A 24588-nucleotide genomic window follows, 5' to 3' on the forward strand; every position below is an offset into this window, starting at 1 on the left:
TATATCCTCCTATCAATTAAAAAATCATACTGAATTATTATAGCGAGTTAGAGTCCTCTTTACTAGGAGAATAATGATAGATGGAATAGCGTGAAAACCGAGAAATTTTTGTTTTTAAGCTCGGCATACAGCAGGAAATCTAGACATATATATTTGTAACCTAGTGGTGGCAAAGGATACGCCGTAACTTAGGCTTGGAAAAAGGGGGAGGGAAATGGGATGAATATTTTACTTTGCTGTGCAGCGGGAATGTCTTCCAGCTTGATTGTTACAAAAATGGAGAAAGCAGCAGAGGCAAGAGGGATAGAGGTAAAGATTTGGGCAGTATCAGGTTCTGAAGTAAATAGTCATATAGATGAAGCTGATGTACTTTTACTTGGACCACAAGTACGTTATTTATTACCGAAAATGAAAGAGTTATGTAAGGAGAAGGGAGTCCCAGTTGATGTCATTCAATCCGTCCATTACGGACTTTGTAATGGAGAAGCTATCTTGCAAGCAGCTTTGTCAATGAAACCATGAGGAGAGTGGGATAGATGATACGGTTTTTAGAGAAATATGTAATGCCGGTAGCAGGGAAAGTTGCAGAACAGAGGCATTTGTTAGCAATTCGCGATGGGCTTGTATTGACGATGCCTTTCTTAATTATAGGATCATTTTTCCTCATCATTAGTGCTTTACCAATACCAGGTTATAATGATTTTATGGCGGGTTTGTTTGGGGAGAATTGGCAGAGAGCTTTGGGGTATCCAGTTAGTGCAACTTTTAATATAATGGCTTTAATAGCTGTTTTTGGAATCGCTTACAGACTTGGAGAATATTATAAAGTGGACGCTTTAGCATCCGGAGCATTGTCGCTTGTGACATTTTTACTTGCGACGCCATTTCAAGTTGCATATATTATACCAAGTACAAAAGAGAGTGTACTTGTAGAAGGTGCTATCCCAGCTGCATTAATGGGGAGCCAAGGGTTATTTGTAGCAATGATTATTGCACTTATATCTACTGAGCTTTATCGGTTTATTGTACAAAAAAAGATAATTATAAAGATGCCAGAGACAGTTCCGCCAGCTGTGACACGTTCATTTGCCGCACTTGTTCCAGGATTTATTGTTGTAACGGTTATTTGGATTTTACGTTTAATTATAGAAAATACTTCTTTCGGCAGTATCCATAATATTGTGGGGCAAATTTTACAGGAACCACTTAGTGTACTTGGTGCTAGTCTTTGGGGTGCAATAATAGCTGTTATTCTCGTTCATGTTCTTTGGTCATGTGGAATTCATGGAGCTACTATTGTTGGTGGTGTAATGAGTCCTGTTTGGTTGTCGTTAATGGATCAAAATCGAGTTGCTTACCAAGCAGGGCAAGATATACCAAATACGATTACTGCACAGTTTTTTGACCTATGGATTTATATGGGCGGTTCCGGTGCGACACTTGCTTTAGTTGTAGGAATGTTATTATTTGCCCGAAGTCAGCAATTAAAAAGTATAGGTCGATTGTCAATTGCGCCTGGTATATTTAATATTAATGAGATGGTAACTTTTGGGATGCCAATTGTCATGAACCCAATTTTATTAATTCCATTTATTTTGGTTCCAGTTGTATTAACAATTGTTTCTTACTTTGCAATGGAATGGGGATTAGTTGCTCGTCCGAGCGGAGCTGCTGTACCTTGGACGACACCGATTCTTTTTAGTGGATATTTAGGATCGGGCGGGAAACTTTCAGGTGTTGTTTTACAACTTGTTAACTTTGCGCTTGCATTCTTCATTTATTTACCGTTCTTAAAAATATGGGATAAACAAAAAGTAGCGGAAGAAAAGGGGGAGTAAAGAACTAAAATGGATACGATAGAAACGAAAGCTTTTCATTTAATTTTGCATGGGGGAAATGCGCGAAGTTTTTCAATGGAAGCAATTGATTGCGCAAAGCGTGGAAAATTTATAGAAGCAGAAGCTAAATTACAAGAAGCGTTAGAGGAATTAAAAGAGGCGCACCGTGTACAAACGGATCTCATACAAAAAGAAGCTGGTGGTGAAAAGACTGAAGTTACCCTTCTGATGGTACACGCGCAAGATCATTTAATGAATGCGATTACGGTGAAGGAATTAGCGAGTGAATTTGTAGAATTATATAGGAAGATGTCAATGTCTGAATGAACCTTGCGTATGCAAGGTTTTTTTATGTTGTATAAAGAGACAGTTATGATGAAACAAAAACCACTTACGCAGGATTATATTTATTATTTCCAAGTTTATGTAAAAATGAAATTGTAAAGGGGGTGGGAAATAGATGAAAGTTCGCATCGAATTGGACCCATCACAAAAAGAAGTAGAAATTATTATAAAGACAAGCGAAGTAACAGATGAAATTCAGCAGATTTTGAAAATAATTGAAGGAGGGAATGTGAATCAAATTGTCGGTGTATTAAATCAGCAGTATTATTTATTATCTTTAAATGATATTTTTTGGTTTTATACAGAAGAAAGAAAAGTAATGGCGAAAACAAGGAAAGGGAGTCTGGAAGTGAAGGCTCGTTTATATGAGTTAGAGGAACAGTTAGCTGGAAAGCGGTTTGCTAGATTTTCTAAGTCGATACTTGCAAACTTAGGTCATGTCACAAGCTTTGAAATGTCTTTTAGTGGAAGTATGTGTGCTCATTTTTCTAACGGAATGAAAGAATATGTTTCGAGAAAATATGTACCGCTCATTAAAGAGGCTTTAAATATAGGAGGAGGTTAAAAGATGTTTGATAGAATTGTTAATAAAATAGCTTTTGGGCTCGGGATGGCGATGTTATATAGTTTGTTGTTTTTATGGATTGGTTATGTAAAAGGAATGGAAACAGTGGAAACAAAAACATTAATTATGTATTTAGTTACGGCAAATTTAGTAGGACTTATCTTCTCTTTCGCTTCATTTATTTTTGAAAAAGAAGAATGGAGCGTATTAAAGCAGACGATGATTCACTTTATTGTTTTACTAGGAGCATTTTTGCCTACAGCCATTTGGATTGGTTGGGTTCCAAACCGTTTCGGTCCGATTCTTGTTTGCATAGGAAGTTTTATTGTTATTTACTTCATTATATGGTTTATGATGACGTTATATTGGAAACGAAAAATCAAGAAATTAAATCATCGATTAAGGTGAAAAAGATATATATGTTTCTGTACCATCAGTGGAATGTTCGTTCCACTGATGGCATTTACAATCCTCCTTTTTACAAATGAGTAAGGTTCATATTTAATCAGTAGTAACAATCTCCCCTATACCACGAATTAGTTTTTTTATATTCATCTCATTTGGTTTTAATATACTCACGATATAATCAATCGCTATTTGCGGTTCAACGGTCGTACCGCACGTGTAACAGTCAATGGCTGCAAAGTTTTTTTCTGGATAAGTGTGAATAGAAAGGTGGCTTTCAGATAGTAAAACTAAAACAGTAACACCATGCGGATCGAATTCTTTTGCAATTACGTTTAAAACATGGGCACCTGAGTGATCAGCAGCGGTAACTAAATGATATTCTAAAAAGCGAACATCATCTAATAGAGAAAAGTCCACTCCCCATAAATCTACTATTATATGCTTACCGAAAGTAGAGTATTCCATAAGGTAGCACTCCTCACTATAATATCGTTAAAACTCCATTTCTTTTTTATAACACTGATGTAGGATAAGGTTTGATTCTGAATTTAAAAGGGCAAGATTGCGCTGTTCAAGATGCTCTTCTTTAAATTGAAATAAAGGAAAGAGAAGAGAAGGTAATGTTCGAGGAGTTGGCACAACATATAATTGTTCAATTTGATCAAGTACATAGGCAGAGTTAGCAGCAATATGAAAACCCCAGTCAGTTCCGAAAGAAGGAACGATTGTATGATAGCTTTTCACAGTTAATCCAGCGTGTTCAATTGTGTTACCGATGCTCCAGTATACTAGAGGTGCATCAGCAGGTGAATTAGATTGGCAGACGAACGCGCCATCTTCTGTTAAAAACGTAGCTATACGAGCAAAAAGTTCGCTTGTATATAAAGTACTTAACAACTCTGTCGCTGGATCTGGAAAATCAATAATGATTACATCGTATAAAGAGGAAGGAGAATTCAGAAATTCTTTTGCATCACATACGTGTGCATTCACACGATTATCAAAAAATGCGCTATTGTTTAAAGAAACTAATTCAGGAACGTTACGAGCCATATCAATCATCGATCCATCTAAATCAACAAGGTCTACATGTAGGACAGTTTCATATTTCAAAACTTCTCGCAGGGCAAGACCATCGCCACCACCTAATATGAGAACACGCTTTGGGTCAATTACCTTTGACATAATTGGATGAACGAGTGCTTCATGATAAATTTGCTCATCGACGGAACTAAATTGTAGTTGCTTGTCCAAATATAAACGAACATCGCTTACTTGTAACAAAGTAATATTTTGATAATTACTTTGTTCTGCAAATAAACTCGTATGCTCGCCATTTTCTATCTGTTGTAGAGAAATTGCATCCCATACATCTAAGTTGTGTGAACTTGTTTCTATTATAGGTTCCAATTGTTTCTGTTTGTCTTGTTTGTCCTGTTTGTCTTGTTTGTCCTGTTTGTCTTGTTTGTCCTGTTTGTCCTGTTTGTCCTGTTTGTTCTGTTTGTCCTGTTTGTCCTGTTTGTCCTGTTTGTTCTGTTTGTCCTGTTTGTCCTGTTTGTTCTGTTTGTTCTGTTTGTCCTGTTTATCCTGTTTGTCCTGTTTGTCTTGTTTGTCTTGTTTGTCCTGTTTGTTCTGTTTTTCTTGTTTATCCTGTTTGTCCTGCTTATTTTCTATTTCTTCTTGTTCTAGTTCAAATTTGTCAGAGTCTAATTCAGAACGCTTGTCTTTTTTATAGCTTGTTATTCTATAAATCTTTATTTTGTTCTGTTTTCTATGTTTTGGCATAGGAATCCCCTTTCGAATTGTGTTATTTTACTCTATTCTATGTAATTTAATAGAGTTTGCTTGGACAATAGATAGAAGAGTGTGTTCAAGAAAGGTTTATTTTTTTACTAGATTTTCACGCTAAAAAAATTTTTTAGTGTTTTTTTGATTTAAACACAACTAGACAACTAAACACTAATCTATTTTCATACAGTTATGTGTGAAAAGCGTGTTGTTTTATAACACACTGTGTGTTTTTTGAGTGACACACTAATCGAAAGCGTTAACACACAAAGAAAACAGTCGAAAAAGTGCTGATTTTAGTGGTTTTAAAAAGTTGGCACGCTAATTGCATTAATAAATAGCGTAAAGAAAAATAAATAAAACATAAAATTTTTATACTACACAAGGGGGATTTTCAAATGAATATTTTATTATGTTGCTCAGCAGGGATGTCTACAAGTTTACTAGTTACAAAAATGGAAGCGGCTGCAAAAGCTCGCGGTCTAGAAGGAAAGATTTGGGCTGTATCTGGGGATGCAGTAAAAACAAATATCGATCAAGCAGACGTATTATTATTAGGACCACAAGTTCGTTACATGCTTTCTTCAATGAAAACGCTTGCTGATGAGAAGAACGTTGGAATCGACGTTATCAATCCAATGCACTACGGCATGATGAATGGAGAAGCAGTTTTAGATCACGCATTAACACTTAAAAAATAATTAGGGGGGAAGCGAAATGCAAAAGTTTATTGCATTCATGGAGAAATATATTGTTCCTGTCGCTGGTAAAATCGGATCGCAACGTCACTTAGCTGCGATCCGTGACGGATTTATTGCAGTTATGCCACTTATTTTAGTTGGTGCACTGGCATCACTAATTAATGGTTTTCCGTCTGAAGCTTTCCAAGATTTCATGAAAGGTTTGTTTGGTGAAACGTGGAAACAAGTTGGCGGTGGAATGTGGACTGGTTCTTTCGCGATTCTAGCACTAATCATAGCATTTACAACAAGTTATAACTTAGCAAAATCTTACGGCGTTGATGGTTTGTCAGCAGGTATTATTTCATTTGGTGCGTTAATTATTCTTACGCCAACAACACCGAAAGAAGGCGGATTGAACTTAGCTTGGACAGGTGCACAAGGGTTATTCGTAGCAATTATTGTGGCACTCCTTGTTACTGAAGTATTCCGTTTCTTTGTACAAAGAAACATTACTTTTAAAATGCCTGATGGAGTACCACCAGCAGTTTTAAGATCTTTCGCAGCTATAGTTCCAGCATTTGTTATTTTAACAGTAGTTGCAGGTATTCAATTAGCAGTGAAATTAGCTGGTACAAGTGTTCATGAATTTATTTTTAATACGATTCAATCACCACTGCAAAGTTTAGCAGGGACATTACCAAGTGCAATTATCATTGTAATCCTTGTTCATCTTCTTTGGTTCTTCGGTTTACATGGGCCAAATATCGTTGGTGGTATTATTGAGCCATTATACTTACCGGCATTAGAAAAAAATATGAATTTATTCAAAGGTGGTACATCTGCATTTGATGTTCCAAACATTGTTACAAAACCATTCTTTGATACTTTCGTATACCTTGGTGGTTCTGGTGCGACATTAGCATTCTTAGTAGTGGTATTACTCGTAGCAAAAAGTGCACAATTACGTGGTGTATCTCGCTTATCAATTGGACCTGGTGCATTTAACATTAACGAACCAGTAATCTTTGGTACACCAATTATTTTAAATCCAATTTTATTCTTACCGTTTATCGTAACACCAATTGTATTAGTAATTACTTCCTATACAGCTATATCTATTGGATGGGTACCAAAAACAGTTGTGATGATTCCATGGGCAACACCACCAATTATTAGTGGTTATCTTGTAACAGGTGGACATCTTTCAGGTGCAATTCTACAGTTATTCAACTTTGTAATTGCGATGGTAATCTACTATCCATTCGTTGTATTATGCGACCGTTCTGTTGTTCGTACTGAAAAAGCAGCAGCGCAAGGAAATAACAACTCTGTACCTATGTAACATAGGGATTGTTCTCACAGACAATATTGTCTGTGAGAACAATCACCTTTATATCATGTTCAAAAAGATGAAACCCATCTACAAGAACACCAAACTATCATTCATAAAATAATAATTTAATAGACATGTTCAAACTGAAGGGGTATTTCAATCGGTTGAACCATAATAGAGAGGGCGGTAATTATGATGACTACAGCAGAACAAATTCCATTCCAATTGATTTTAAATAGTGGTAATGCACGAAGCTTTGCAATGGAGGCACTTCAATTTGCCAAACAGGGGAAAATGGCAGAGGCTGATGAAGCGATGGTAAAGGCGAAAGAAGCGATTAATGAAGCGCATCATTTCCAAACAGAGCTCATACAATCAGAAGCAAGAGGAGAAAAAACAGAGATTAGTGTTCTTTTAATTCACGCACAAGATCATTTAATGAATGCGATTACAGTAAAAGAACTAGCAGCAGAGTTTATTGACCTTTATAAAAAGTTAGAAGCGAAAGGGGAATAAAGCATGACTGGAATTAAAATTGCTACAATCGGCGGTGGGTCTAGTTATACACCAGAGTTAATTGAAGGATTTATTAAACGTTATGATGAGCTTCCTGTTCGTGAAATTTGGTTAGTAGATATTGAGGCAGGAAAAGAAAAGTTAGAAATCGTTGGTAACTTAGCGAAACGTATGGTGAAAAAATCTGGTTTACCAATTGAGGTACACTTAACGCTTGATCGCCGCGAAGCATTAAAAGATGCTGATTTCGTAACAACGCAGCTTCGCGTAGGTTTATTAGAAGCTCGTGCAAAAGATGAAGCAATCCCATTAAAATATGATGTAATCGGTCAGGAAACGAATGGTCCTGGTGGTTTATTCAAAGCATTGAGAACGATTCCTGTTATTTTAGATATTTGTAAGGATATGGAGGAGCTTTGTCCGAATGCATGGTTAATTAACTTCGCGAACCCAGCTGGTATGGTAACAGAAGCTGTCCTTCGTTATACAAATATTCAAAGAGTAGTTGGTCTATGTAACGTTCCAATCGGAATCCGCATGGGTCTTGCAAGATTACTTGAAGTAGATGCAAGTCGTGTCCACGTTGATTTTGCAGGTTTAAATCACATGGTATACGGATTAGACGTATATTTAGATGGCGTAAGTGTAATGGATCGTGTGTTAGAGCTTGTAACAGATCCAGAAAAGCAAATTACGATGGAAAATATTGCAGCGCTTAACTGGGAGCCAGACTTTATTCGAGGCCTTCGTGCAATTCCATGTCCATACCATCGTTACTACTACAAAACACGTGAAATGTTAGAAGAAGAGAAAGAAGCTTCGATTGAAAAAGGTACACGTGCAGAAGTAGTAAAACAATTAGAAGATGATTTATTCGAGTTATATAAAGACCCGAACTTAGATATTAAACCACCACAATTAGAAAAACGTGGCGGCGCTTATTATAGTGACGCAGCATGTAGCTTAATTACGTCTATTTACAATAATAAAGGTGATATTCAGCCTGTTAATACACGAAACAACGGAACAATTGCAAGCTTACCACATGATTCAGCTGTTGAAGTGAACTGTATTATTACGAAAGAAGGTCCAAAACCAATTGCGGTCGGAGATCTTCCAGTACCAGTTCGCGGTTTAGTACAGCAAATTAAATCATTTGAGCGCACAACAATTGAAGCTGCTGTTACAGGGGATTATCATAAAGCGCTGCTTGCTATGACAATTAATCCACTTGTACCATCAGATAAAGTGGCAAAACAAATTTTAGATGAAATGTTGGAAGCGCATAAAGAGCATCTTCCACAGTTCTTCAAAAAGATAGAGAAATAAAAGCGGCGCTATTTAGCCCGCTTTTTTTATTTCAATAGGAGGTATTACGATGATTAAGTTAATTGTAAATGCAGATGATTTCGGTCTTACAGAAGGTACAAATTACGGCATTATTGATGGGCATATAAATGGACTTGTAAATTCAACGACGATGATGATGAATATGCCAGGAACAGAGCATGCGGTACGCTTAGCGAAAGAGCATAACACACTCGGAGTAGGCGTACATCTCGTATTAACAGCAGGGAAACCGCTTCTTGGAGACGTACCATCACTTGTAAGTAGCGATGGGTTGTTTCATAAACAAAGCGTCGTATGGGAAGGGAAGATAAACCCAGAAGAAGTCGAGCGAGAATGGACTGCTCAAATTGAGAAATTCCTATCTTACGGATTAACACCAACTCATTTAGATAGTCATCATCATGTGCACAGTTTACCGATTTTGCACGATGTTCTGGAGAGATTAGCGGCTACATATAATGTTCCAATTCGTCGTTGTGAGAAAGAGCGAGCAGTACGCCCATTTTCTGACGTATTTTACAGTGACTTTTATGCGGATGGTGTGACGGAAGACTATTTTGAGAAGTTAGGAGCACGCGTACAAGACGGGCAATCGGTAGAAATTATGGTTCATCCAGCTTATATTGATCCGGAGCTTGTGAAACGTTCTTCTTACGTAATGGATCGCGTGAAAGAATTGCGTATTTTAACAGAGAACGAGTTGCCTGAAGGAATAGAGCTTATGAAGTTTTAATAGAAAAACGACGGCTACATCATGCCGTCGTTTTTTTTATTTATAAAATAGATAGAACATATCCGCCAAAGGCTCCGAGTATAACGATAACCCAAGGAGCTGTTTTCCAAAAAGCGAGCAAGCAAAATAGAAGAGACGCAAAAACGAAATCTACAGCGTTCATAATCGTGCTTGTCCAAATAGGATCATAAAACGCTGCTAATAAAATACCGACGACAGCTGCATTGACTCCAAGTAGTGCCCCTTGTATGAAAGATATTTTTCTTACACTGTCCCAAAATGGTAAAACACCAATAACGAGTAAGAAAGCAGGAAGAAAGATCGCAATTGTTGCGAGTATGGCCCCAAGCGCCCCGTTTAGTACAGCTCCTATATAAGAAGCAAATGTAAATAGTGGGCCTGGCATTGCTTGTGTTAATCCGTATCCAGCTAGAAACTGTTCTTTCGTCATCATTCCGTTTTGTACGAACTCACCTTCAAGAAGGGGAAGCACGACGTGTCCGCCTCCAAATACAAGTGCACCAGAGCGATAGAAACTATCAAATAAAGCGATGTAATAAGAGAACGGTCTTAATATTGGTAGCAGCAGTAATAGTCCAAAGAATAAGACGAGACAAGAAACTGCTATCTTTTTTGAAATAGGTACTTTTATATGTTGAGATTGGCTAATTGGTTGGTTGCGATATAAAAACCAACCGATAAAGCCAGATATTATAATGAGGGTGACTTGTGTCCAGCTGCTTGGCCATAATAAGGCGATTGCGGCAGTTATAATAGCGATTGTCGCACGATTTCGGTCTGGCGTTAATTTTTGTGCCATTCCCCATATGGCATGAGCAACAATAGCGACGGCTACAAGTTTTAGTCCATGAATCCAGCCAGCATTTCCAAGATCGAACTGATTAAGGAATGAGGCGAAGAAAACTAAAACGAGCACAGAAGGTAAAGTGAATCCAATCCATGAAATAATAGCTCCTAATACCCCGCCTCTTAATAATCCAACACCCATACCGACTTGGCTGCTAGCAGGACCAGGGAGGAATTGACATAATGCTACTAAATCTCCATAGCTTCGTTCATCCATCCATTTTCTTTTTTGTACATATTCGTGGTGGAAATAGCCGAGATGGGCGACAGGACCACCAAACGAAGTAAGTCCTAATTTAAATGAGACGAGAAAAATCTCTAATAATGTGTGAAAAGTGTATTTGTTATTTTCCAAAATGCCCTCCTAAAATGTTTTTCTATGTGCATTATACAAGAGGTAGTAAAGCAAAAGGAACGATTCTAATGTAAAGATTGTGTGAATCTTTTCTTCGTAATTAACACTTGAAAAAGTCATAAATGAATATGTATAAACCATAAAGTAGTAGAAGTAGTGCTGGGAAATTTATATGAGGAGAATGCCCGTATGACAACACATTTCTTTGCGAGGTTAACAGGTAAGAGGGAAATACCTCCTGTAAATACAGAAGCTTTTGGCGTAGCAGAGTTTATATTTAGTGGTGATTTAAAGAAATTGCAATATCGGGTCATATTGAAAAACATCGAAAAAGTTACATCATGCCAAATTCATTTAGGAAAAGCGGATCAAATTGGTCCAATTGTTTTAAGTTTATTTGGTCCGTTAAAGCAAGGGATTAGTGTAAATGAGGGAGTTGTGACCGGTGTAGTCAATGTGGATGATTTTGAAGGGCCTTTACAGGGGAGAGCGTTTGATAGCTTACTACAAGAAATCATTCAGGCTAATGTATATGTAAATGTGTATACGAAGTCCAATAAGAAGGGCGAAATCAGGGGGAGAATCAGGAAGGTAAAGAAGTAGAAAAAAGGCTGTCCATATTTTGGAACAGCCTTTTTTCTATAAGGTGCAAATGTTATCGGTTATTGTCGGTAAATCGATATATTTTGAAAATCGCTGATATAATCCAAGTTACAGTCGATATACTAAAAAACTGCCTCGATTAATTTTTTACAGGCTGATTTTTAATAAAGAAGTCCATAACATAAAACACTTCGTCATCGGGTATTTGTATTTCAAATGTATTTTCAATCGGTTGCAATGCTTTTTTCACTTTCATATACATCCAGTACTCATCTTGTCTTCGTTTCTCTTTATCTGGATGAGGGAGGAGGCTTTCTCCTTTTTGAAGACGGTCCACCATACAGCTCATATGCAGAATAACACCCATTAAACTGTCAGGAGTTAGCTGTAAGGAAATTAATTCTTGAATTGTATTCAATGCGTAACGGATCGTTTTAATAAGTAATGCTCCGTCGTTACGCTGCATTTGTTGTTCAAGAATATCAGCCATTTTTGCATATGTTTCTTCATACGTAATTAATTCTTGAATTGGCTGAATTGCTGTGTAGTTTACAATGTCTTGGAAATGGTACGTTAAGCATGGCACCTGCACATCGAAATTCGTGACGATACAAATGATATTACGCTCTTTTTTTATGTTCTCAATCATTTTCGTTAAATCTTTTTCATGGACGATACTAATCGGAATAATTTCAATTAAGTCTTTGTCAAATCGCAAATAGTTCTCTAACATTTTTTGAATAGCTAAAGCACTGCCTTCTCCAGTTAAACAAGCTGTCAAAATAACAGATTTCATTGGCGATAGTGGCTTTTTCTTTTCTTCTTGTACGTTTAAGTAAAACGGTGTTAAATTCTTCACTGTTTCATATAAGGCATCTAACGAGTAGCCAAGCTGAGCTTTTCGAGCTGCTTCTAGTGCATGTGGAGTGCTCGTCATGGAAAGAACACGCACTGGAATTTTGAACTCAGTTTCTAATATATCACCAATATAAGCGAGCGATCCCATATCAACGAGTAAGAGAAGCCCGTTTACATTTTGGAGTGTTTTCATATACACTTTCACACGCTCTAAGAAATCTTTCGGCGATTCATGTAACGGCATATCGATACCGGTTACTTCCTCAATGCCGAGCAGTTCGTTTGCGACGTTGGCCATTTCTGTTGCGATACCGTTACCGTGCGCTAATATTAATACTTTTACTTCTGTTTGTGAAGAAGGAATTGGGTCAACAACGAAGAACATTGTTAAAAAGCCCGCTTCATCAATAGGCATTGTTATTTGTAATTCGTCTTCCAGTAATTGAATGCATTGCATAGCTACGGAAAACGCTTCTTTATATTTTGTACGAATTTGATTTAATTGTGGGTGATGAATTTGTTTCCCAGCTTGCAAACGTTGTAGAGTTGTCTGTACATGTAAGCTTAAAGCGAGAAATACTTTTTCATCAAACGTCTTAGATAAATGCTTTTCAGCAAGTTCTGCAATTCTTTCACAAACAGAAACGATATTGCGATCCACAATTTTAAAAACATTTTCATGACTTGTTTTTTTGGACATTTGGTTAAAATATTGTACGAAAAAGCTTTGAAGATCATTTTCTATAAGTAATTCTAATTCGTCCTCTTCAATACCACGAGCTTGAAGTTCTTCGTATTTATAGTCAATATAATCGTAAATAGAAGACTGTTTTTCATTTTCTATTTTATGATTACTCCAACCTTCATTACCTGTAAATATAAATGTTTCATTTGGTATTTGGTATAGATGACGGCTCTTTCTTTCAATGAATAGCCCTTCTTTCATATACCAAGGTAAATCTGTACTTGAAACATGGACAGAATCACGTTTCTTTGTCACGAAGTCAGAATAGGCTTTTGCACAGGCGATTTGTACATCCGTTTTTAATTGACCGATGTTATTGGGACAATTGTAAAAGACGAAAGCTCGCATTGCATTCGGACTAACGTGAATTTCTTTTCGCAAGCGAATTGCTTCATTTGTGAAAAATAGTTGTAGTAAAGCAAAGCGTTCTTTATGCGTACGCTCACGAAGTGGTGGCAGCGTAACAGTCATCGGGATACGTCTTGTAAATGTTTTTAATAAAAATGAATTTGGTTCTTCTGTTGTTGCAGTAATGATTAATACTTGTGCTTTACGTTCGTTTTCTGTTTCTCCAAGGCGGCGGTATACTCCGCGGTCAATAAAGGTGAAAAGCATTTCTTGTCCCTCTGGAGGAAGACGATGTACTTCATCTAAGAAAAGGATCCCTTCATGTGCTTTTTCAATTAACCCTTTTTGATCACTTGCCCCTGTATAAGCTCCTTTTTTAATCCCAAATAACTGCCCGAGTAGTAGCTGTGGATTATTTGCATAATCAGCACAGTTAAAGACAATAAATGGTGCATTTTTAGGAAGTTGCTCAACTTCAATTGCATATTCGTGCATTAAAGAAGCGAACATAGATTTTCCGACTCCTGTTTCTCCGAGCAGTAAAGTATGCATACCGTTTGGAGGATAGAGAATAGAAGCTTTCGCTTTTTCAATTGCGATTTTAAGGCTCGTATTTTCAATTGCAAATGTATCTAATGAAGTTACTTCTTTTGAATGCGTTTCCAACGAACCGTTCGTTTCTATATAAAAACGAACAGGGCGCGTATTTGTTTTTAATAAACGTTTATCTTTTACAAGTTTGTTTAAGTCACTACTTACATTGGCGCGATCTAGTTGTAACAGGGTAGCTAGTTCTGATGCGGTTACACCTTCTGTATAATTGCCTTTTTGTATTGCGTTAAAAATGAGATCTATTCGTTTCATTTCTATTCACCTCGAAACTTCATCACTATTTAAAATTTTACACAAAAATGGGAAGGGTGGGAAGAGAAAAATAAAACAGCTTTAGCACATAGGCACTAAAGCTGTTACAATCTTGTGTCTTTCCAAAAGTTTACTTCAAGGTGGGAAGATGGATTATAGGGAAGAAGTTTGTATCCTTGTGACTGTAAGTAATCAATTACTTGTGGCAGTATTTGTACAGTTACACTCGAATCATGCATTAAAATTACTTCGACTTGTTCATCACTCTGATTACGTACTCTTTCAAGTATGGCAGAAGGATTATCATAGCTTTTCCAGTCGTATGTATCGATTGTCCAATCCCACATTTTATACTGAGCTGATACAAGTGCATCACGGTAATTCTTTTTTAAGTAAGGCATGCTACCATACGGGACACGAACGAGATGTGAATTTAATTTTGTAACTTGCTGAACGATGTTTTGTGTTTGTTCCATTTCTGTAATTAAAGCAGATGGATCACCAGTGTAAAGGCGCTTTACATCGTGTGACATACTATGAAGTCCGATATAATGTCCGTCTTTAATTAATCGTTGCATTGTTTTTTTATAATGTGGCACTTTTCCACCAATAACAAAGAAAGTTGCTTTTCCTTTCTTTTCTTTTAAGATGTTTAAAATTTGCGTAGTATATTTGTTTGGTCCGTCATCAAATGTTAAGTACGCGATTTTTTGGATAGAAGAGGTAGTTTCAGTATTTGGATGATGTTCAGCAGAGGGAATTGTAGTTGCCCCTGCATGAGATGACGCGTACATCGTAATCGTTAAAAATAAAATCATGTATTGAAATACTCGCTTGATCATAACATTCACCCTCAGTTTGACAATCAAGATGTAAAAAAGAAAATATAATCCTTTTCTTATTATGTATATCTTTCTCCAATAGCGGGACTCTCAAACAAACTATATTTTGGAAATATAAAATAAGGAATAAAAAATAGCATCCTCTTATAAGAAAGAGGATGCTATTTGAATATTTCTTAATTGTAAAGGCTATACTACCATTAGTCTTCGCGTTTTTTCACTTTTTTATAAAAGGAAATAAGTGGTTTGTAACGTTCGTGTACAAGCCCGATTACTTCAGCAATAATCTCTGTAAAGAAGATTAAAACGAAAAGAAGAATAATGGATAACCATAATGTTGCACTAGAGAAAATAATTGCATTTACACTAAAGAAAATACCGAATGCGTATATAATTAGTACCGTTTTACGATGAGAGAAGCCCATTGCAAGTAAACGGTGATGTAAATGCGATTTATCTGGTGCTGAAATAGGTTTTTTATTTACGATACGACGAATAATTGCAAATGTCGTATCAAATACAGGTACGCCTAAAATGATAACTGGAACGATAAAGCTGAATAACGTTACACTTTTGTATAACCCAAGTAACGATATAACAGAAATACAGTATCCTAAAAATAGTGCGCCTGTATCTCCCATGAAGATTTTTGCTGGATGGAAGTTGTAGAATAAAAATCCGATTGTACTTGCTAATGTAATTAATGCTAGTGGTAAGATAATAGCAGCTCCAGTGCCCCATGGGCTAGTGAAGGCCATATATGCTAGCGTTGCAAGTACGATAGATGAAATACCAGCAGATAATCCATCTAAGCCATCAATTAAGTTAATCGCATTTGTAATACCTACAATCCAAAATACTGTAATTGGATAAGCGAGCCATCCAAGTTCAGTATCCCCGAGGATTGGGATGTATAATACTTGCACTAATAATCCACTTTTAACAATCATAATGGCAACTAGTAGTTGTCCACCGAATTTTACCTTCGCAGATAACTCGTACATATCATCTAAAATACCGATGATTACAATGATAATCGCACCTAGCGTTATCGATAACATTCTTTGTTCGTATAAGCCGCCGACAACAAATCCTACAGCTACACCAATAAATATCGCTAACCCGCCAAGACGAGGCATAATCTTTTGGTGCACTTTACGAGCGTTTGGTTTATCTGTTGCTCCTATTTTAAAAGCTAACTTAATAACTAAAGGAGTAACGACGAGTACAGTGATGAAAGATGCCAAAATGGCATAAATCACTTGTGAGTCCATTAATACCCCACCCTTTTATAGTCTAACGTAATTTTTTTTAATATATTTATCTGAAAATTATGATGTTTATTTACAGGCTCATAACATATGGTATCACAAAAAGATTAGAATTCAATCTTTTTTTCTATTTACGGTAAATGGAAGCAGATAGAATATATGACAATTGTATACAGAATGTTGAATCATTTGAGAAGGTTAATCGTATTAGGCTTTGGAATATGACATTTTCTCTTTTTCTTTAATAGTGAATACTTTTATTTCAGTATTATAAGTGTTACACGTAGAAATGAGTAAGTTCCGTGTTAAAATGTGGGAATTTATCCGCATGAACGGGCAGTAAGGTTCGCGCCTCAAAATTCAGTTGGAGCAAAGAGGTGAGGTGGGAACCTTAATTCCTGTGAAATCTTGATTGGTTTAGCTAATAATGAGCGGAGAATAGATGCTCTTTCACTGAATAAAATTTCACTTTATATTGGTGCATTTAATTTTACAAAAACTTAAAAAAGAATGGGAAAAGTAATTCATATAATAAAGAAGTAAAAGAGTTTTCTCATTTTTAATGTGAGAGGGGGAAGCACAGGGAGAATTCTATGTATTCGTATATTTTCTATTGTATATTCCTGTGCGAAAAGGAAATGAAAATTACAATAATAGGTACCGGATATGTTGGATTGATTACAGGAGTAGGATTGGCGATGTTAGGCCACTCGGTCACATGTTTTGATATAAATGATGAGAAAATTGAACGGATAAAGCAAGGGGATTTGCCTATTTATGAAGCTGGTTTATATGAATTAATAAATGATGCATGTGAGAATAATCATTTAACTTTTACAACAAATAGAGTAAAAGCATTTAATGATGCAGAATTTATATTTATTGCAGTTGGAACGCCATCTTTATTAGATGGGACAGCGGATTTAACATATATTCGAAGTGCTTGTGACGATATTGGAACATATGCGACTAACGATGTCATTGTTGTTACAAAAAGTACGGTTCCTGTAGGGACGAATGATGTTATGAGGGGATGGATTGAGGAGAAATTACAAAATAGATATGAATTACATATCGTATCAAATCCAGAATTTTTACGGGAAGGTTCAGGTATTTACGATTTTTTTCAAGGAGATCGTATTGTAATTGGAGCAGATAATGAGGAAGCAGCAAGAAAAGTTGAGAATTTGTATAGTGAATTACGCTTAAAAACATATGTTACAGATATAAAAAGTGCAGAGATGATTAAATATGCATCGAATGCTTTTTTAGCGACAAAAATTAGTTTTATCAATGAAATTTCAAATATTTGTGAGAAGGTAGGAGCAAATGTATTGGATGTTGCAAAAGGGATGGGAATGGATAGGAGAATTGGTGCGTCATTTTTAAATGCGGGCATTGGTTATGGGGGATCGTGTTTTCCAAAAGATACGAAAGCACTTGTGCAAATTGCAGGGAATGTGGCGCATGATTTTCGCTTATTAAAAGCAGTCATTGAGGTGAATAATAAACAACAGTTGTTATTGATTGAGAAAGCGAAGCAAGTAATAAATATGAAAAAGAAGCGGATTGCCGTGCTGGGAGCGGCATTTAAACCGAATACGGATGATATAAGAGACGCACCGTCCCTTATTATGATACAAGAATTAATTCATATGGGTGCGGATGTAGTTCTATATGATCCAAAGGCGATTCACAATATGAAAAATATCTTTGGAGAGACTATACAATATAGCGAATGTATAGATGAATCGATTAGAGGAGCGAGTGCGGCTTTTATCATAACAGAATGGGAAGCAATCAGAGCTTATCCGTTAGAAAAGTACGCACAACTTATGAGAGAGCCTATTTTATTCGATGGAAGAAATTGTTATACTATTGAGGGTGTCAAAGAGCAAGGGATAGATTATTATTCGATTGGAAGAGGAAGTATTTGTAAGAGAGACTTTTCCGTTATTCGTTAAAAAGGCATGTATTCATGTATATTCTTATATGTCATAATAGAATTTGTAACTAGTGAAAGAAAAGAGGCAATGAAATGACTGAACGTTTAAAAGTAATGACAATTTTCGGGACACGTCCAGAAGCAATTAAAATGGCACCTCTTGTATTAGAGCTGCAAAAGCATTCAGACAAAATTGAATCGATTGTGACTGTAACAGCGCAACATCGTCAAATGTTAGACCAAGTATTAAGTATCTTTGGAATTACACCAGATTTCGATTTAAATATTATGAAGGACCGCCAAACTTTAATTGATATTACAACGCGTGGCTTAGAAGGTTTGGATAAAGTAATGAAAGAAGCAAAGCCGGATATTGTACTTGTACATGGTGATACGACGACAACATTTATTGCAAGTTTAGCTGCTTTCTACAATCAAATTCCAGTAGGTCATGTCGAAGCAGGACTTCGTACATGGGATAAGTATTCTCCATACCCAGAAGAGATGAATCGTCAATTAACAGGCGTAATGGCAGATCTTCATTTCTCACCTACAGCAAAATCAGCAACGAACTTACAGAAAGAAAATAAAGATGAGTCACGCATTTTCATAACAGGAAATACAGCGATTGACGCGCTAAAAACGACTGTAAAAGAAACATATAGTCACCCTGTACTAGAGAAGCTTGGAAGTGATCGTCTTGTACTTATGACAGCTCACCGTCGTGAAAACTTAGGAGAGCCAATGCGTAACATGTTCCGTGCAATTAAACGTCTTGTTGATAAGCATGAAGACGTACAAGTTGTATATCCTGTTCATATGAACCCTGTTGTTCGTGAAACTGCAAATGATATTTTAGGCGATCATGGCCGCATTCATTTAATTGAGCCGTTAGATGTAATTGATTTCCATAATGTTGCAGCTCGTTCATACTTAATGTTAACTGATTCTGGTGGTGTACAAGAGGAAGCGCCGTCACTTGGTGTACCGGTTCTTGTTCTTCGTGATACAACAGAGCGCCCAGAAGGTATTGAAGCGGGTACATTGAAATTAGCAGGAACAGACGAAGAGACAATCTTTAGTCTTGCTGATGAATTGTTATCAGATAAAGAAGCTTATGATAAGATGTCGAAAGCATCTAATCCATACGGTGATGGCCGTGCGTCAGAGCGAATTGTAGAAGCAATTTTACAACATTTTAATAAGTAAATAAAAAAGAGCCAAATCATTTGCGATTTGGCTCTTTTGTTATTGCTGATTTCTCATAATCCACTCTGCATGAGCATTTGTGGATGGAGGAGGTTCAGTTGGTGTTTTATTCTGATTTTGGTTCTGATTCGTTTCTTTCTTCGCTTTTTCGTTAGAGTTAGCATTTGAAGAAGGATTTGATTCGGTTTTTGTCGTTGAATTGTCTTGAGTGTTTGCTGTTTCACCTAATTCTTTTTTTATTTCGTTACGTACCGCTTCAACACCGTTTGGATCCGGAAGGAAGTAATAAATACCACCTATTTTTTTGTCTTCTCCTTCAAGTTTGAACGTTTGCATTGTAGAAGGATCAAACCCAGATAGTTTATTGTAAAGAGCCAGTCCGTCTGAAATAGGGATGTCAGTTTTTATATATTTTCCAACGACTGTCGTTAAATCTTTAATTTTAAATACGGTAGAGGTGGAATTTAGCTTTTGAGCAACAGCAGCTAGTAATTGTCTTTGTCTAGCAGCGCGACCATAATCACCATTTGGATCTTGCTTTCGCATACGAACATAAGCGAGTGCTTCTTCACCATTTAATTCTTGTTGCCCTTGCTTAAATTCGATTTTTTTGTAGTAATCTACGTCAGAACGTTCCCAGAAATCGAAGGGAACATCTACGGTAACACCGCCAACAGCATCAACAATACCTTTAAAGCCTTGGAAATCAATTTTAAGATAATGGTCTACAGGCACTTTTAGAAAACCTTCGACTGTTTTGATTGCCATTTCTTCTCCGCCATAAGCGTGCGCAGCGTTAATTTTGTCCTCTTTATTCTTTCCGACAATTGGGACGCGACTATCACGAGGGATACTCATAAGCGAAATCTTTTGCGTTTTCGGATTGACTGTTGCAAACATTAATGAATCTGTACGACCGTTTTGACCGTCTGTCGCATAATCTTCTATACCCATAATGAGGATTGTAAAAGGTTCTTTTGTAATTTCTACATCTTCAGTTCTCAAATCCGATTTTTCACGAGTAAAACCACTATACATCCCCATGAGAGAAGAGTAGGAATTTAATATATAAAGTCCTACACTACCAAATAAAAATAAGAAAATAAGGAAGTAGAAAAACTTTCTTCTTCGTTTCTTTTTTATTCTGCTATTTTGGAGATGATAATAACGTTCTTCCATATATAATCTCCTTAGTTCATTTGTAGGGAAGTAATTCACTACATTAATCTTTAAAGGTGATAATATAGTTATTCTTAGATAACATTTTGTTCTAAGTACAACATATCTCCTTCTGTAATTGTACATTTCCCATTTGTTAATTCAATCATCCAATCTGTGAATGCTTGTTTTCCATCTTCTTCTACATACGTATCAAATGTGACATTTTCGAGATAATGTATATCTTTAATGGCATATTTTGAATTACGTAATTCATTTTCAATTTTGCCAAGTAATGTGTAATCAATTTCGGTCTGCATAACACGCATGAGTTTTCGCTCGACAACACCGACATGATTAATACCTTCACTTGTACATTTTCCATATGCGCGAATTAATCCACCTGCACCAAGTTTAATGCCACCAAAATAGCGGGTAACGACAACGACGGTATCTTTTAAACCGCGTTTTTTTAGTACCTCTAACATAGGTACGCCAGCTGTACCGCTAGGCTCGCCATCATCATTTGCTTTTTGGATTTGATCTTGTTCGCCAATTAAATATGCAGAACAATTATGTGTTGCATTCCAATTTTGTTTTTTTATTTTTTGTATAAATTCTTGAGCTTCTTCTTCGATTGTAGCTCGGCTAATGTAACAGATAAATCTTGATTTTTGAATGACAATTTCGTGCTCGCCGTAGTCTTTGATTGTTAAATATTGTAATAACACTCGTATACGCCCCTATCTATCAAAATGACTAGTACTTTACATTTTAAAAGCGAGCGTTTTTATATTCAAACATTTTTTATAAATAAGTTGAATTTTTTGGTGAGTATTTCATCTTTTTGTTGTAATTTGTCGAGATGGTGAGTATAATTTCAAACCGGCATTTTCATGTATGGATGCACCATTTTTAGTTTTCGTGTAAACTTAGGGAATAAAAACTTTTTTATAAGGCAGGTACGCAAATGAAAACAGCTATTGTTACTGATAGTACAGCATATATACCGAAGCATATTCGTGATGAACTCAATATATATATGATTCCATTAAACGTTGTGTTTGGAACGGAATCTTATCAAGAAGAAGCTGAAATTTCAGTAGATGATTTCTATGTAAAAGTACGTGAGCAAGAAGAACTTCCGAAAACTTCTCAGCCAGCAATCGGAAAGTTTGTTGAGTTATTTGAAGAACTATCTAAGGATTATGATGCGGTTATTAGCATTCATCTTTCAAGTGGGATTAGTGGTACATATCAAACGGCAACGACAGCTGGGCAAATGGTAGAGGGTATTGATGTATATACGTACGACTCTGAAATTAGTTGTGAAGTACAAGGATTCTATGTGCGTGAAGGTGCAAGGCTAGCAAGCGAAGGAAAGAATCCGAAAGAGATTATCGCCCGTTTTGATGAAATGAAACAAACGATGGACGCTTATTTTGTAGTGGATGATTTACATCATTTACAACGTGGCGGACGATTAAATAGTGCGCAAGCTTTCATTGGTAGTTTATTACAAGTGAAGCCGGTTTTATATTTTAGAGATAAAATCATTATTCCGTTTGAAAAGATTCGTACGCGTAAAAAAGCGTTAAAACGAATTGTTGAAATTTTTGATGAGCAAGCAAGTAAAGGTGTACCTATGGAAGCAGTTATCATTCATGCACAGCGTGAAGAGGAAGCGAATGAATGGAAGGCTGAATTAGAAGCAAAATATCCTCATGTCACAATTCGCACAGGTTATTTTGGTGCTGTAATTGGTACGCATTTAGGTGAAGGTGCATTAGGTCTTGGATGGTATACGAAGTAATAAAGATATAAAAAGCTCTCTTTTTAAGAGGGTTTTTTTACGGATATTTTACGTGTAGTTGACAAGTTAATATTTGGAAATGGTAAAATGTACGTAAAATAAATTAATAAGGAAAGTTTTATAACTTACTTTTTACAAGAAACTATATTATAATAGAAGAGAGGTGAAACATATGGAGCATAATTCTTGTTTATGTCCAAAGTTTGAGTCAGCTTTTACTTTGCTTAGTAAAAAATGGACTGGCTTGATTATTAAATCTTTGCTTGAAGAGTCAAAGCGTTTTAGAGAAATCGCAGATATTATACCGAACATGAGCGATCGTATGTTGTCAGAGCGTTTGAAGGAATTGGAGAGCGAAGGCATTGTAGTTCGTAATGTTTATCCAGAAGTACCAGTTCGAATCGAGTACGGCTTAACTGACAAAGGGAAAGCATTAGAAAGTGTTATGGATGAAGTCCAAAATTGGGCTGAAAAATGGATGAAATAACGCTTGGATTGCATTCGTATTAGTATATTTAATAAAACGTAAGGGAAACCTTACGTTTTTTTCTTTGCTTATAAAAAACGTTTAAAATTCTACACATACATACAAAAATATGCATATTTTGCGATAGTGTTACATATAATATTACATTTGTTTTACAAAAGCGTAACATTAGCAAAAAAAATCCCGAATTATGGTATAAATTTTATAGGTTATATACGGAAAAAGAAAAAAGAAAGCGGTGTAAAAAATAAAATGAAAAAGCTAAAAATGGCATCTTGCGCATTAGTTGCAGGGTTAATGTTTTCAGGACTAACACCAAATGTATTTGCAGAAGATAAAATTTCTGACGTGAAATCACAAATTAATACACAAAATGACACTTTACATAAACAACAACAAGAACGTGATGAATTACAAAAACAAATGAATGACTTAAACAAAACAATTCAAGGTTTGGATAAGTCTGTTCAAGAAAATGCTTCAAAACTTGATGAAACAACGAAAAAAGTAGCTGATACTGAGCAATTAATCGAAAAGAAAAATAAAGATATTGCAGAACTACAAACAAAAATTGCAAAACGTGAAGAGTTATTAAGAAAACGTTTAGTTGCACTTCAAGAACAACCAAACACAAACGTTGTAACAGAAGTTCTTGTAAACTCTAAAAACATTGCAGATTTAGTTGATCGTTTAAATTCAGTTTCTAAAATTCTTGAGTCTGACGAAGACATCATGAAAACACAACAAGAAGATCAAGCGAACGTGAAAAAAGATGTTGAAACGGTAAAAACAAAACAAAAAGAATTAAAAGAAGCACAAGCTCAAATTGAAACTGCTAAAAAAGAACTTGACGCTGAAAAAGCGAAAAAAGCAACAGCAGTAAACGATTTAAGCGGTAAAATGGATACAGTTGTAACTTCAATGACAAGTACGGAAGATCAATTGAAGGAGCTTGAACAACAGGCATTAAAATTACAACAAATTGCTGAAAAAGAAGCACAAGAAAAAGCTGCACAAGAAGTTGCTGCTCAAAAGCAGGCAGAGCAAGCGGCTCAAGCAGCAGCTCAGCCAGCGCAGGCTCCAGCTCAACCAGCACAAACACAGGCAGAGCCAGCAGCGCCAGCAAACAATGATGGACAAGATAAAAAAGAAGAGCCTAAGAAAAAAGAAGAGAAAAAAGCAACTCCAGCTCCAGCAGTACCAGCTGACAATGGTGGCGGTAGACAAGATGTTGTCTCTAAAGCTAAAGGTTTAGTAGGTCTAAAATACGTATGGGGTAGTGCGTCAATTTCAAATGGCGGATTTGACTGCAGTGGTTTAATCTCTTATGTTTACGGTTTAGGTCGTCAAGATACTAGAGGTTTATGGAACTCTGTACAAAAGATTAGTGCATCTGAAGCAAAACCAGGAGATTTGATCTTCTTACAAGGTACTTACAGAGCAGGCGTATCTCACGTTGGTATTTATATTGGTGGCGGTCAAATGATCCATGCTGCTGATGAATCAACGGGTGTTACTTACGGTAGTGTAAATAGTTCTTATAACCAAAAACATTTCTTAGGTTACGGTAGATTATAGAATTATAATTGAATAAAAAATGTGTATAAAGTCGATAGCTTACTATTTTATAAGTAGGTTATCGGCTTTTTTGAGTTTTTACGAGA

At 36.2% G+C, this 24588-nt stretch carries 24 protein-coding genes; 16 read left to right on the forward strand and 8 right to left on the reverse strand.

All coding sequences use genetic code 11. From position 1 onward, the window contains the following. The first annotated feature begins 219 nt into the window (after window positions 1-219). From VF726_RS23715 to VF726_RS23735, 5 genes are all read left to right on the forward strand, one after another. Window positions 220-522 carry a PTS sugar transporter subunit IIB gene (locus tag VF726_RS23715; RefSeq protein ID WP_001023539.1) on the forward strand — a complete coding sequence of 101 codons (303 nt, stop codon included), beginning with the start codon at window positions 220-222 and terminating at the stop codon, window positions 520-522. Between the two features lie 14 nt (window positions 523-536). Beyond that, entirely contained in the window at window positions 537-1838 is a 1302-nt protein-coding gene (celB, locus tag VF726_RS23720; protein ID WP_048528124.1) for a PTS cellobiose transporter subunit IIC, read from the forward strand. Between the two features lie 9 nt (window positions 1839-1847). Then, window positions 1848-2165, forward strand: a complete 318-nt coding sequence (locus VF726_RS23725) for a PTS lactose/cellobiose transporter subunit IIA (protein ID WP_440172668.1) — start codon at window positions 1848-1850, stop codon at window positions 2163-2165. A gap of 133 nt (window positions 2166-2298) precedes the next feature. Then, window positions 2299-2748: a LytTR family DNA-binding domain-containing protein gene (locus VF726_RS23730; RefSeq protein WP_440172670.1), complete on the forward strand. Its 450-nt coding sequence runs from the start codon at window positions 2299-2301 to the stop codon at window positions 2746-2748. Window positions 2749-2751: 3 nt separating this feature from the next. Beyond that, the gene (locus tag VF726_RS23735; protein WP_440172672.1) at window positions 2752-3156 is read left to right on the forward strand and encodes a DUF3021 domain-containing protein; all 405 of its coding nucleotides are present in this window, start codon (window positions 2752-2754) and stop codon (window positions 3154-3156) included. Between the two features lie 93 nt (window positions 3157-3249). Here VF726_RS23735 and speD read toward each other — a convergent pair whose 3' ends face one another. Then, the gene (gene speD, locus VF726_RS23740; RefSeq protein WP_440172674.1) at window positions 3250-3621 is read right to left on the reverse strand and encodes an adenosylmethionine decarboxylase; all 372 of its coding nucleotides are present in this window, start codon (window positions 3619-3621) and stop codon (window positions 3250-3252) included. A 27-nt stretch (window positions 3622-3648) separates the two neighbouring features. Beyond that, complete coding sequence (locus tag VF726_RS23745; RefSeq protein WP_440172676.1) at window positions 3649-4941, reverse strand: polyamine aminopropyltransferase; 1293 nt, start codon at window positions 4939-4941, stop codon at window positions 3649-3651. 401 nt (window positions 4942-5342) lie between these two features. On the opposite strand from VF726_RS23745, the gene VF726_RS23750 reads away from it, so the two are divergent. The 5 genes from VF726_RS23750 to chbG all read left to right on the forward strand — a co-directional run bounded on the left by VF726_RS23750 (window position 5343) and on the right by chbG (window position 9559). Next, window positions 5343-5645: a PTS sugar transporter subunit IIB gene (locus VF726_RS23750; RefSeq protein ID WP_001023567.1), complete on the forward strand. Its 303-nt coding sequence runs from the start codon at window positions 5343-5345 to the stop codon at window positions 5643-5645. A 16-nt stretch (window positions 5646-5661) separates the two neighbouring features. After that, the gene (celB, locus tag VF726_RS23755) at window positions 5662-6969 is read left to right on the forward strand and encodes a PTS cellobiose transporter subunit IIC (RefSeq protein WP_440172678.1); all 1308 of its coding nucleotides are present in this window, start codon (window positions 5662-5664) and stop codon (window positions 6967-6969) included. Window positions 6970-7152: 183 nt separating this feature from the next. Beyond that, window positions 7153-7476 (forward strand): PTS lactose/cellobiose transporter subunit IIA, encoded by a 324-nt coding sequence (locus tag VF726_RS23760; RefSeq protein WP_000989050.1) that lies wholly within the window; start codon window positions 7153-7155, stop codon window positions 7474-7476. A gap of 3 nt (window positions 7477-7479) precedes the next feature. Further along, a complete protein-coding gene (gene celF / locus VF726_RS23765) occupies window positions 7480-8805 on the forward strand; it encodes a 6-phospho-beta-glucosidase (RefSeq protein ID WP_264448429.1) in 1326 nt (441 codons plus the stop codon). 49 nt (window positions 8806-8854) lie between these two features. After that, window positions 8855-9559 carry a chitin disaccharide deacetylase gene (gene chbG, locus VF726_RS23770; RefSeq protein WP_440172681.1) on the forward strand — a complete coding sequence of 235 codons (705 nt, stop codon included), beginning with the start codon at window positions 8855-8857 and terminating at the stop codon, window positions 9557-9559. Window positions 9560-9599: 40 nt separating this feature from the next. Here the strand turns inward: chbG and VF726_RS23775 are convergent, their stop codons facing one another. Continuing rightward, complete coding sequence (locus tag VF726_RS23775) at window positions 9600-10781, reverse strand: chromate transporter (protein ID WP_440172683.1); 1182 nt, start codon at window positions 10779-10781, stop codon at window positions 9600-9602. 189 nt (window positions 10782-10970) lie between these two features. On the opposite strand from VF726_RS23775, the gene exsM reads away from it, so the two are divergent. Continuing rightward, entirely contained in the window at window positions 10971-11384 is a 414-nt protein-coding gene (gene exsM / locus VF726_RS23780; protein ID WP_440172685.1) for an exosporium regulatory protein ExsM, read from the forward strand. Between the two features lie 139 nt (window positions 11385-11523). Here exsM and VF726_RS23785 read toward each other — a convergent pair whose 3' ends face one another. The 3 genes from VF726_RS23785 to VF726_RS23795 all read right to left on the reverse strand — a co-directional run bounded on the left by VF726_RS23785 (window position 11524) and on the right by VF726_RS23795 (window position 16315). After that, window positions 11524-14199, reverse strand: a complete 2676-nt coding sequence (locus VF726_RS23785) for a PRD domain-containing protein (protein ID WP_440172687.1) — start codon at window positions 14197-14199, stop codon at window positions 11524-11526. 104 nt (window positions 14200-14303) lie between these two features. Next, window positions 14304-15041 (reverse strand): polysaccharide deacetylase family protein, encoded by a 738-nt coding sequence (locus VF726_RS23790; protein ID WP_440172689.1) that lies wholly within the window; start codon window positions 15039-15041, stop codon window positions 14304-14306. A gap of 200 nt (window positions 15042-15241) precedes the next feature. Next, window positions 15242-16315, reverse strand: a complete 1074-nt coding sequence (locus VF726_RS23795; RefSeq protein WP_016718934.1) for a glycosyltransferase family 4 protein — start codon at window positions 16313-16315, stop codon at window positions 15242-15244. 590 nt (window positions 16316-16905) lie between these two features. Between VF726_RS23795 and VF726_RS23800 the strand changes: the two genes are divergently transcribed. Together VF726_RS23800 and wecB are read left to right on the forward strand one after the other, a co-directional pair. Then, the gene (locus tag VF726_RS23800; protein ID WP_440172692.1) at window positions 16906-18276 is read left to right on the forward strand and encodes a UDP-glucose dehydrogenase family protein; all 1371 of its coding nucleotides are present in this window, start codon (window positions 16906-16908) and stop codon (window positions 18274-18276) included. Window positions 18277-18350: 74 nt separating this feature from the next. Continuing rightward, window positions 18351-19466, forward strand: a complete 1116-nt coding sequence (gene wecB / locus VF726_RS23805; protein WP_440172694.1) for a non-hydrolyzing UDP-N-acetylglucosamine 2-epimerase — start codon at window positions 18351-18353, stop codon at window positions 19464-19466. A 39-nt stretch (window positions 19467-19505) separates the two neighbouring features. Here wecB and VF726_RS23810 read toward each other — a convergent pair whose 3' ends face one another. After that, a complete protein-coding gene (locus VF726_RS23810) occupies window positions 19506-20645 on the reverse strand; it encodes an LCP family protein (RefSeq protein WP_440172696.1) in 1140 nt (379 codons plus the stop codon). Between the two features lie 74 nt (window positions 20646-20719). Next, window positions 20720-21355 carry a YigZ family protein gene (locus tag VF726_RS23815; protein WP_440172698.1) on the reverse strand — a complete coding sequence of 212 codons (636 nt, stop codon included), beginning with the start codon at window positions 21353-21355 and terminating at the stop codon, window positions 20720-20722. Window positions 21356-21594: 239 nt separating this feature from the next. Here VF726_RS23815 and VF726_RS23820 point away from each other — a divergent pair, with 239 nt between their 5' ends. The 3 genes from VF726_RS23820 to VF726_RS23830 all read left to right on the forward strand — a co-directional run bounded on the left by VF726_RS23820 (window position 21595) and on the right by VF726_RS23830 (window position 24502). Continuing rightward, window positions 21595-22437, forward strand: a complete 843-nt coding sequence (locus VF726_RS23820; protein ID WP_440172700.1) for a DegV family protein — start codon at window positions 21595-21597, stop codon at window positions 22435-22437. A 172-nt stretch (window positions 22438-22609) separates the two neighbouring features. Then, window positions 22610-22924 (forward strand): winged helix-turn-helix transcriptional regulator, encoded by a 315-nt coding sequence (locus VF726_RS23825; protein ID WP_000400857.1) that lies wholly within the window; start codon window positions 22610-22612, stop codon window positions 22922-22924. A 147-nt stretch (window positions 22925-23071) separates the two neighbouring features. Further along, window positions 23072-24502: a C40 family peptidase gene (locus VF726_RS23830; RefSeq protein ID WP_440172703.1), complete on the forward strand. Its 1431-nt coding sequence runs from the start codon at window positions 23072-23074 to the stop codon at window positions 24500-24502. Window positions 24503-24588: the final 86 nt, after the last annotated feature.

The sequence above is a fragment of the Bacillus sp. Brlt_9 genome (assembly GCF_051948935.1).
Classification (GTDB): Bacteria; Bacillota; Bacilli; order Bacillales; family Bacillaceae_G; genus Bacillus_A.

Bases quoted from the DNA above. Each gene is read 5' to 3' on its own strand.
- VF726_RS23715 (WP_001023539.1), top strand. From the start codon at position 220: ATGAATATTTTACTTTGCTGTGCAGCGGGAATGTCTTCCAGCTTGATT.
- celB (WP_048528124.1), top strand. From the start codon at position 537: ATGATACGGTTTTTAGAGAAATATGTAATGCCGGTAGCAGGGAAAGTT.
- VF726_RS23725 (WP_440172668.1), top strand. From the start codon at position 1,848: ATGGATACGATAGAAACGAAAGCTTTTCATTTAATTTTGCATGGGGGA.
- VF726_RS23730 (WP_440172670.1), top strand. From the start codon at position 2,299: ATGAAAGTTCGCATCGAATTGGACCCATCACAAAAAGAAGTAGAAATT.
- VF726_RS23735 (WP_440172672.1), top strand. From the start codon at position 2,752: ATGTTTGATAGAATTGTTAATAAAATAGCTTTTGGGCTCGGGATGGCG.
- speD (WP_440172674.1), bottom strand. From the start codon at position 3,621: ATGGAATACTCTACTTTCGGTAAGCATATAATAGTAGATTTATGGGGA.
- VF726_RS23745 (WP_440172676.1), bottom strand. From the start codon at position 4,941: ATGCCAAAACATAGAAAACAGAACAAAATAAAGATTTATAGAATAACA.
- VF726_RS23750 (WP_001023567.1), top strand. From the start codon at position 5,343: ATGAATATTTTATTATGTTGCTCAGCAGGGATGTCTACAAGTTTACTA.
- celB (WP_440172678.1), top strand. From the start codon at position 5,662: ATGCAAAAGTTTATTGCATTCATGGAGAAATATATTGTTCCTGTCGCT.
- VF726_RS23760 (WP_000989050.1), top strand. From the start codon at position 7,153: ATGATGACTACAGCAGAACAAATTCCATTCCAATTGATTTTAAATAGT.
- celF (WP_264448429.1), top strand. From the start codon at position 7,480: ATGACTGGAATTAAAATTGCTACAATCGGCGGTGGGTCTAGTTATACA.
- chbG (WP_440172681.1), top strand. From the start codon at position 8,855: ATGATTAAGTTAATTGTAAATGCAGATGATTTCGGTCTTACAGAAGGT.
- exsM (WP_440172685.1), top strand. From the start codon at position 10,971: ATGACAACACATTTCTTTGCGAGGTTAACAGGTAAGAGGGAAATACCT.
- VF726_RS23785 (WP_440172687.1), bottom strand. From the start codon at position 14,199: ATGAAACGAATAGATCTCATTTTTAACGCAATACAAAAAGGCAATTAT.
- VF726_RS23790 (WP_440172689.1), bottom strand. From the start codon at position 15,041: ATGATCAAGCGAGTATTTCAATACATGATTTTATTTTTAACGATTACG.
- VF726_RS23795 (WP_016718934.1), bottom strand. From the start codon at position 16,315: ATGGACTCACAAGTGATTTATGCCATTTTGGCATCTTTCATCACTGTA.
- VF726_RS23800 (WP_440172692.1), top strand. From the start codon at position 16,906: ATGTATTCGTATATTTTCTATTGTATATTCCTGTGCGAAAAGGAAATG.
- wecB (WP_440172694.1), top strand. From the start codon at position 18,351: ATGACTGAACGTTTAAAAGTAATGACAATTTTCGGGACACGTCCAGAA.
- VF726_RS23810 (WP_440172696.1), bottom strand. From the start codon at position 20,645: ATGGAAGAACGTTATTATCATCTCCAAAATAGCAGAATAAAAAAGAAA.
- VF726_RS23820 (WP_440172700.1), top strand. From the start codon at position 21,595: ATGAAAACAGCTATTGTTACTGATAGTACAGCATATATACCGAAGCAT.
- VF726_RS23825 (WP_000400857.1), top strand. From the start codon at position 22,610: ATGGAGCATAATTCTTGTTTATGTCCAAAGTTTGAGTCAGCTTTTACT.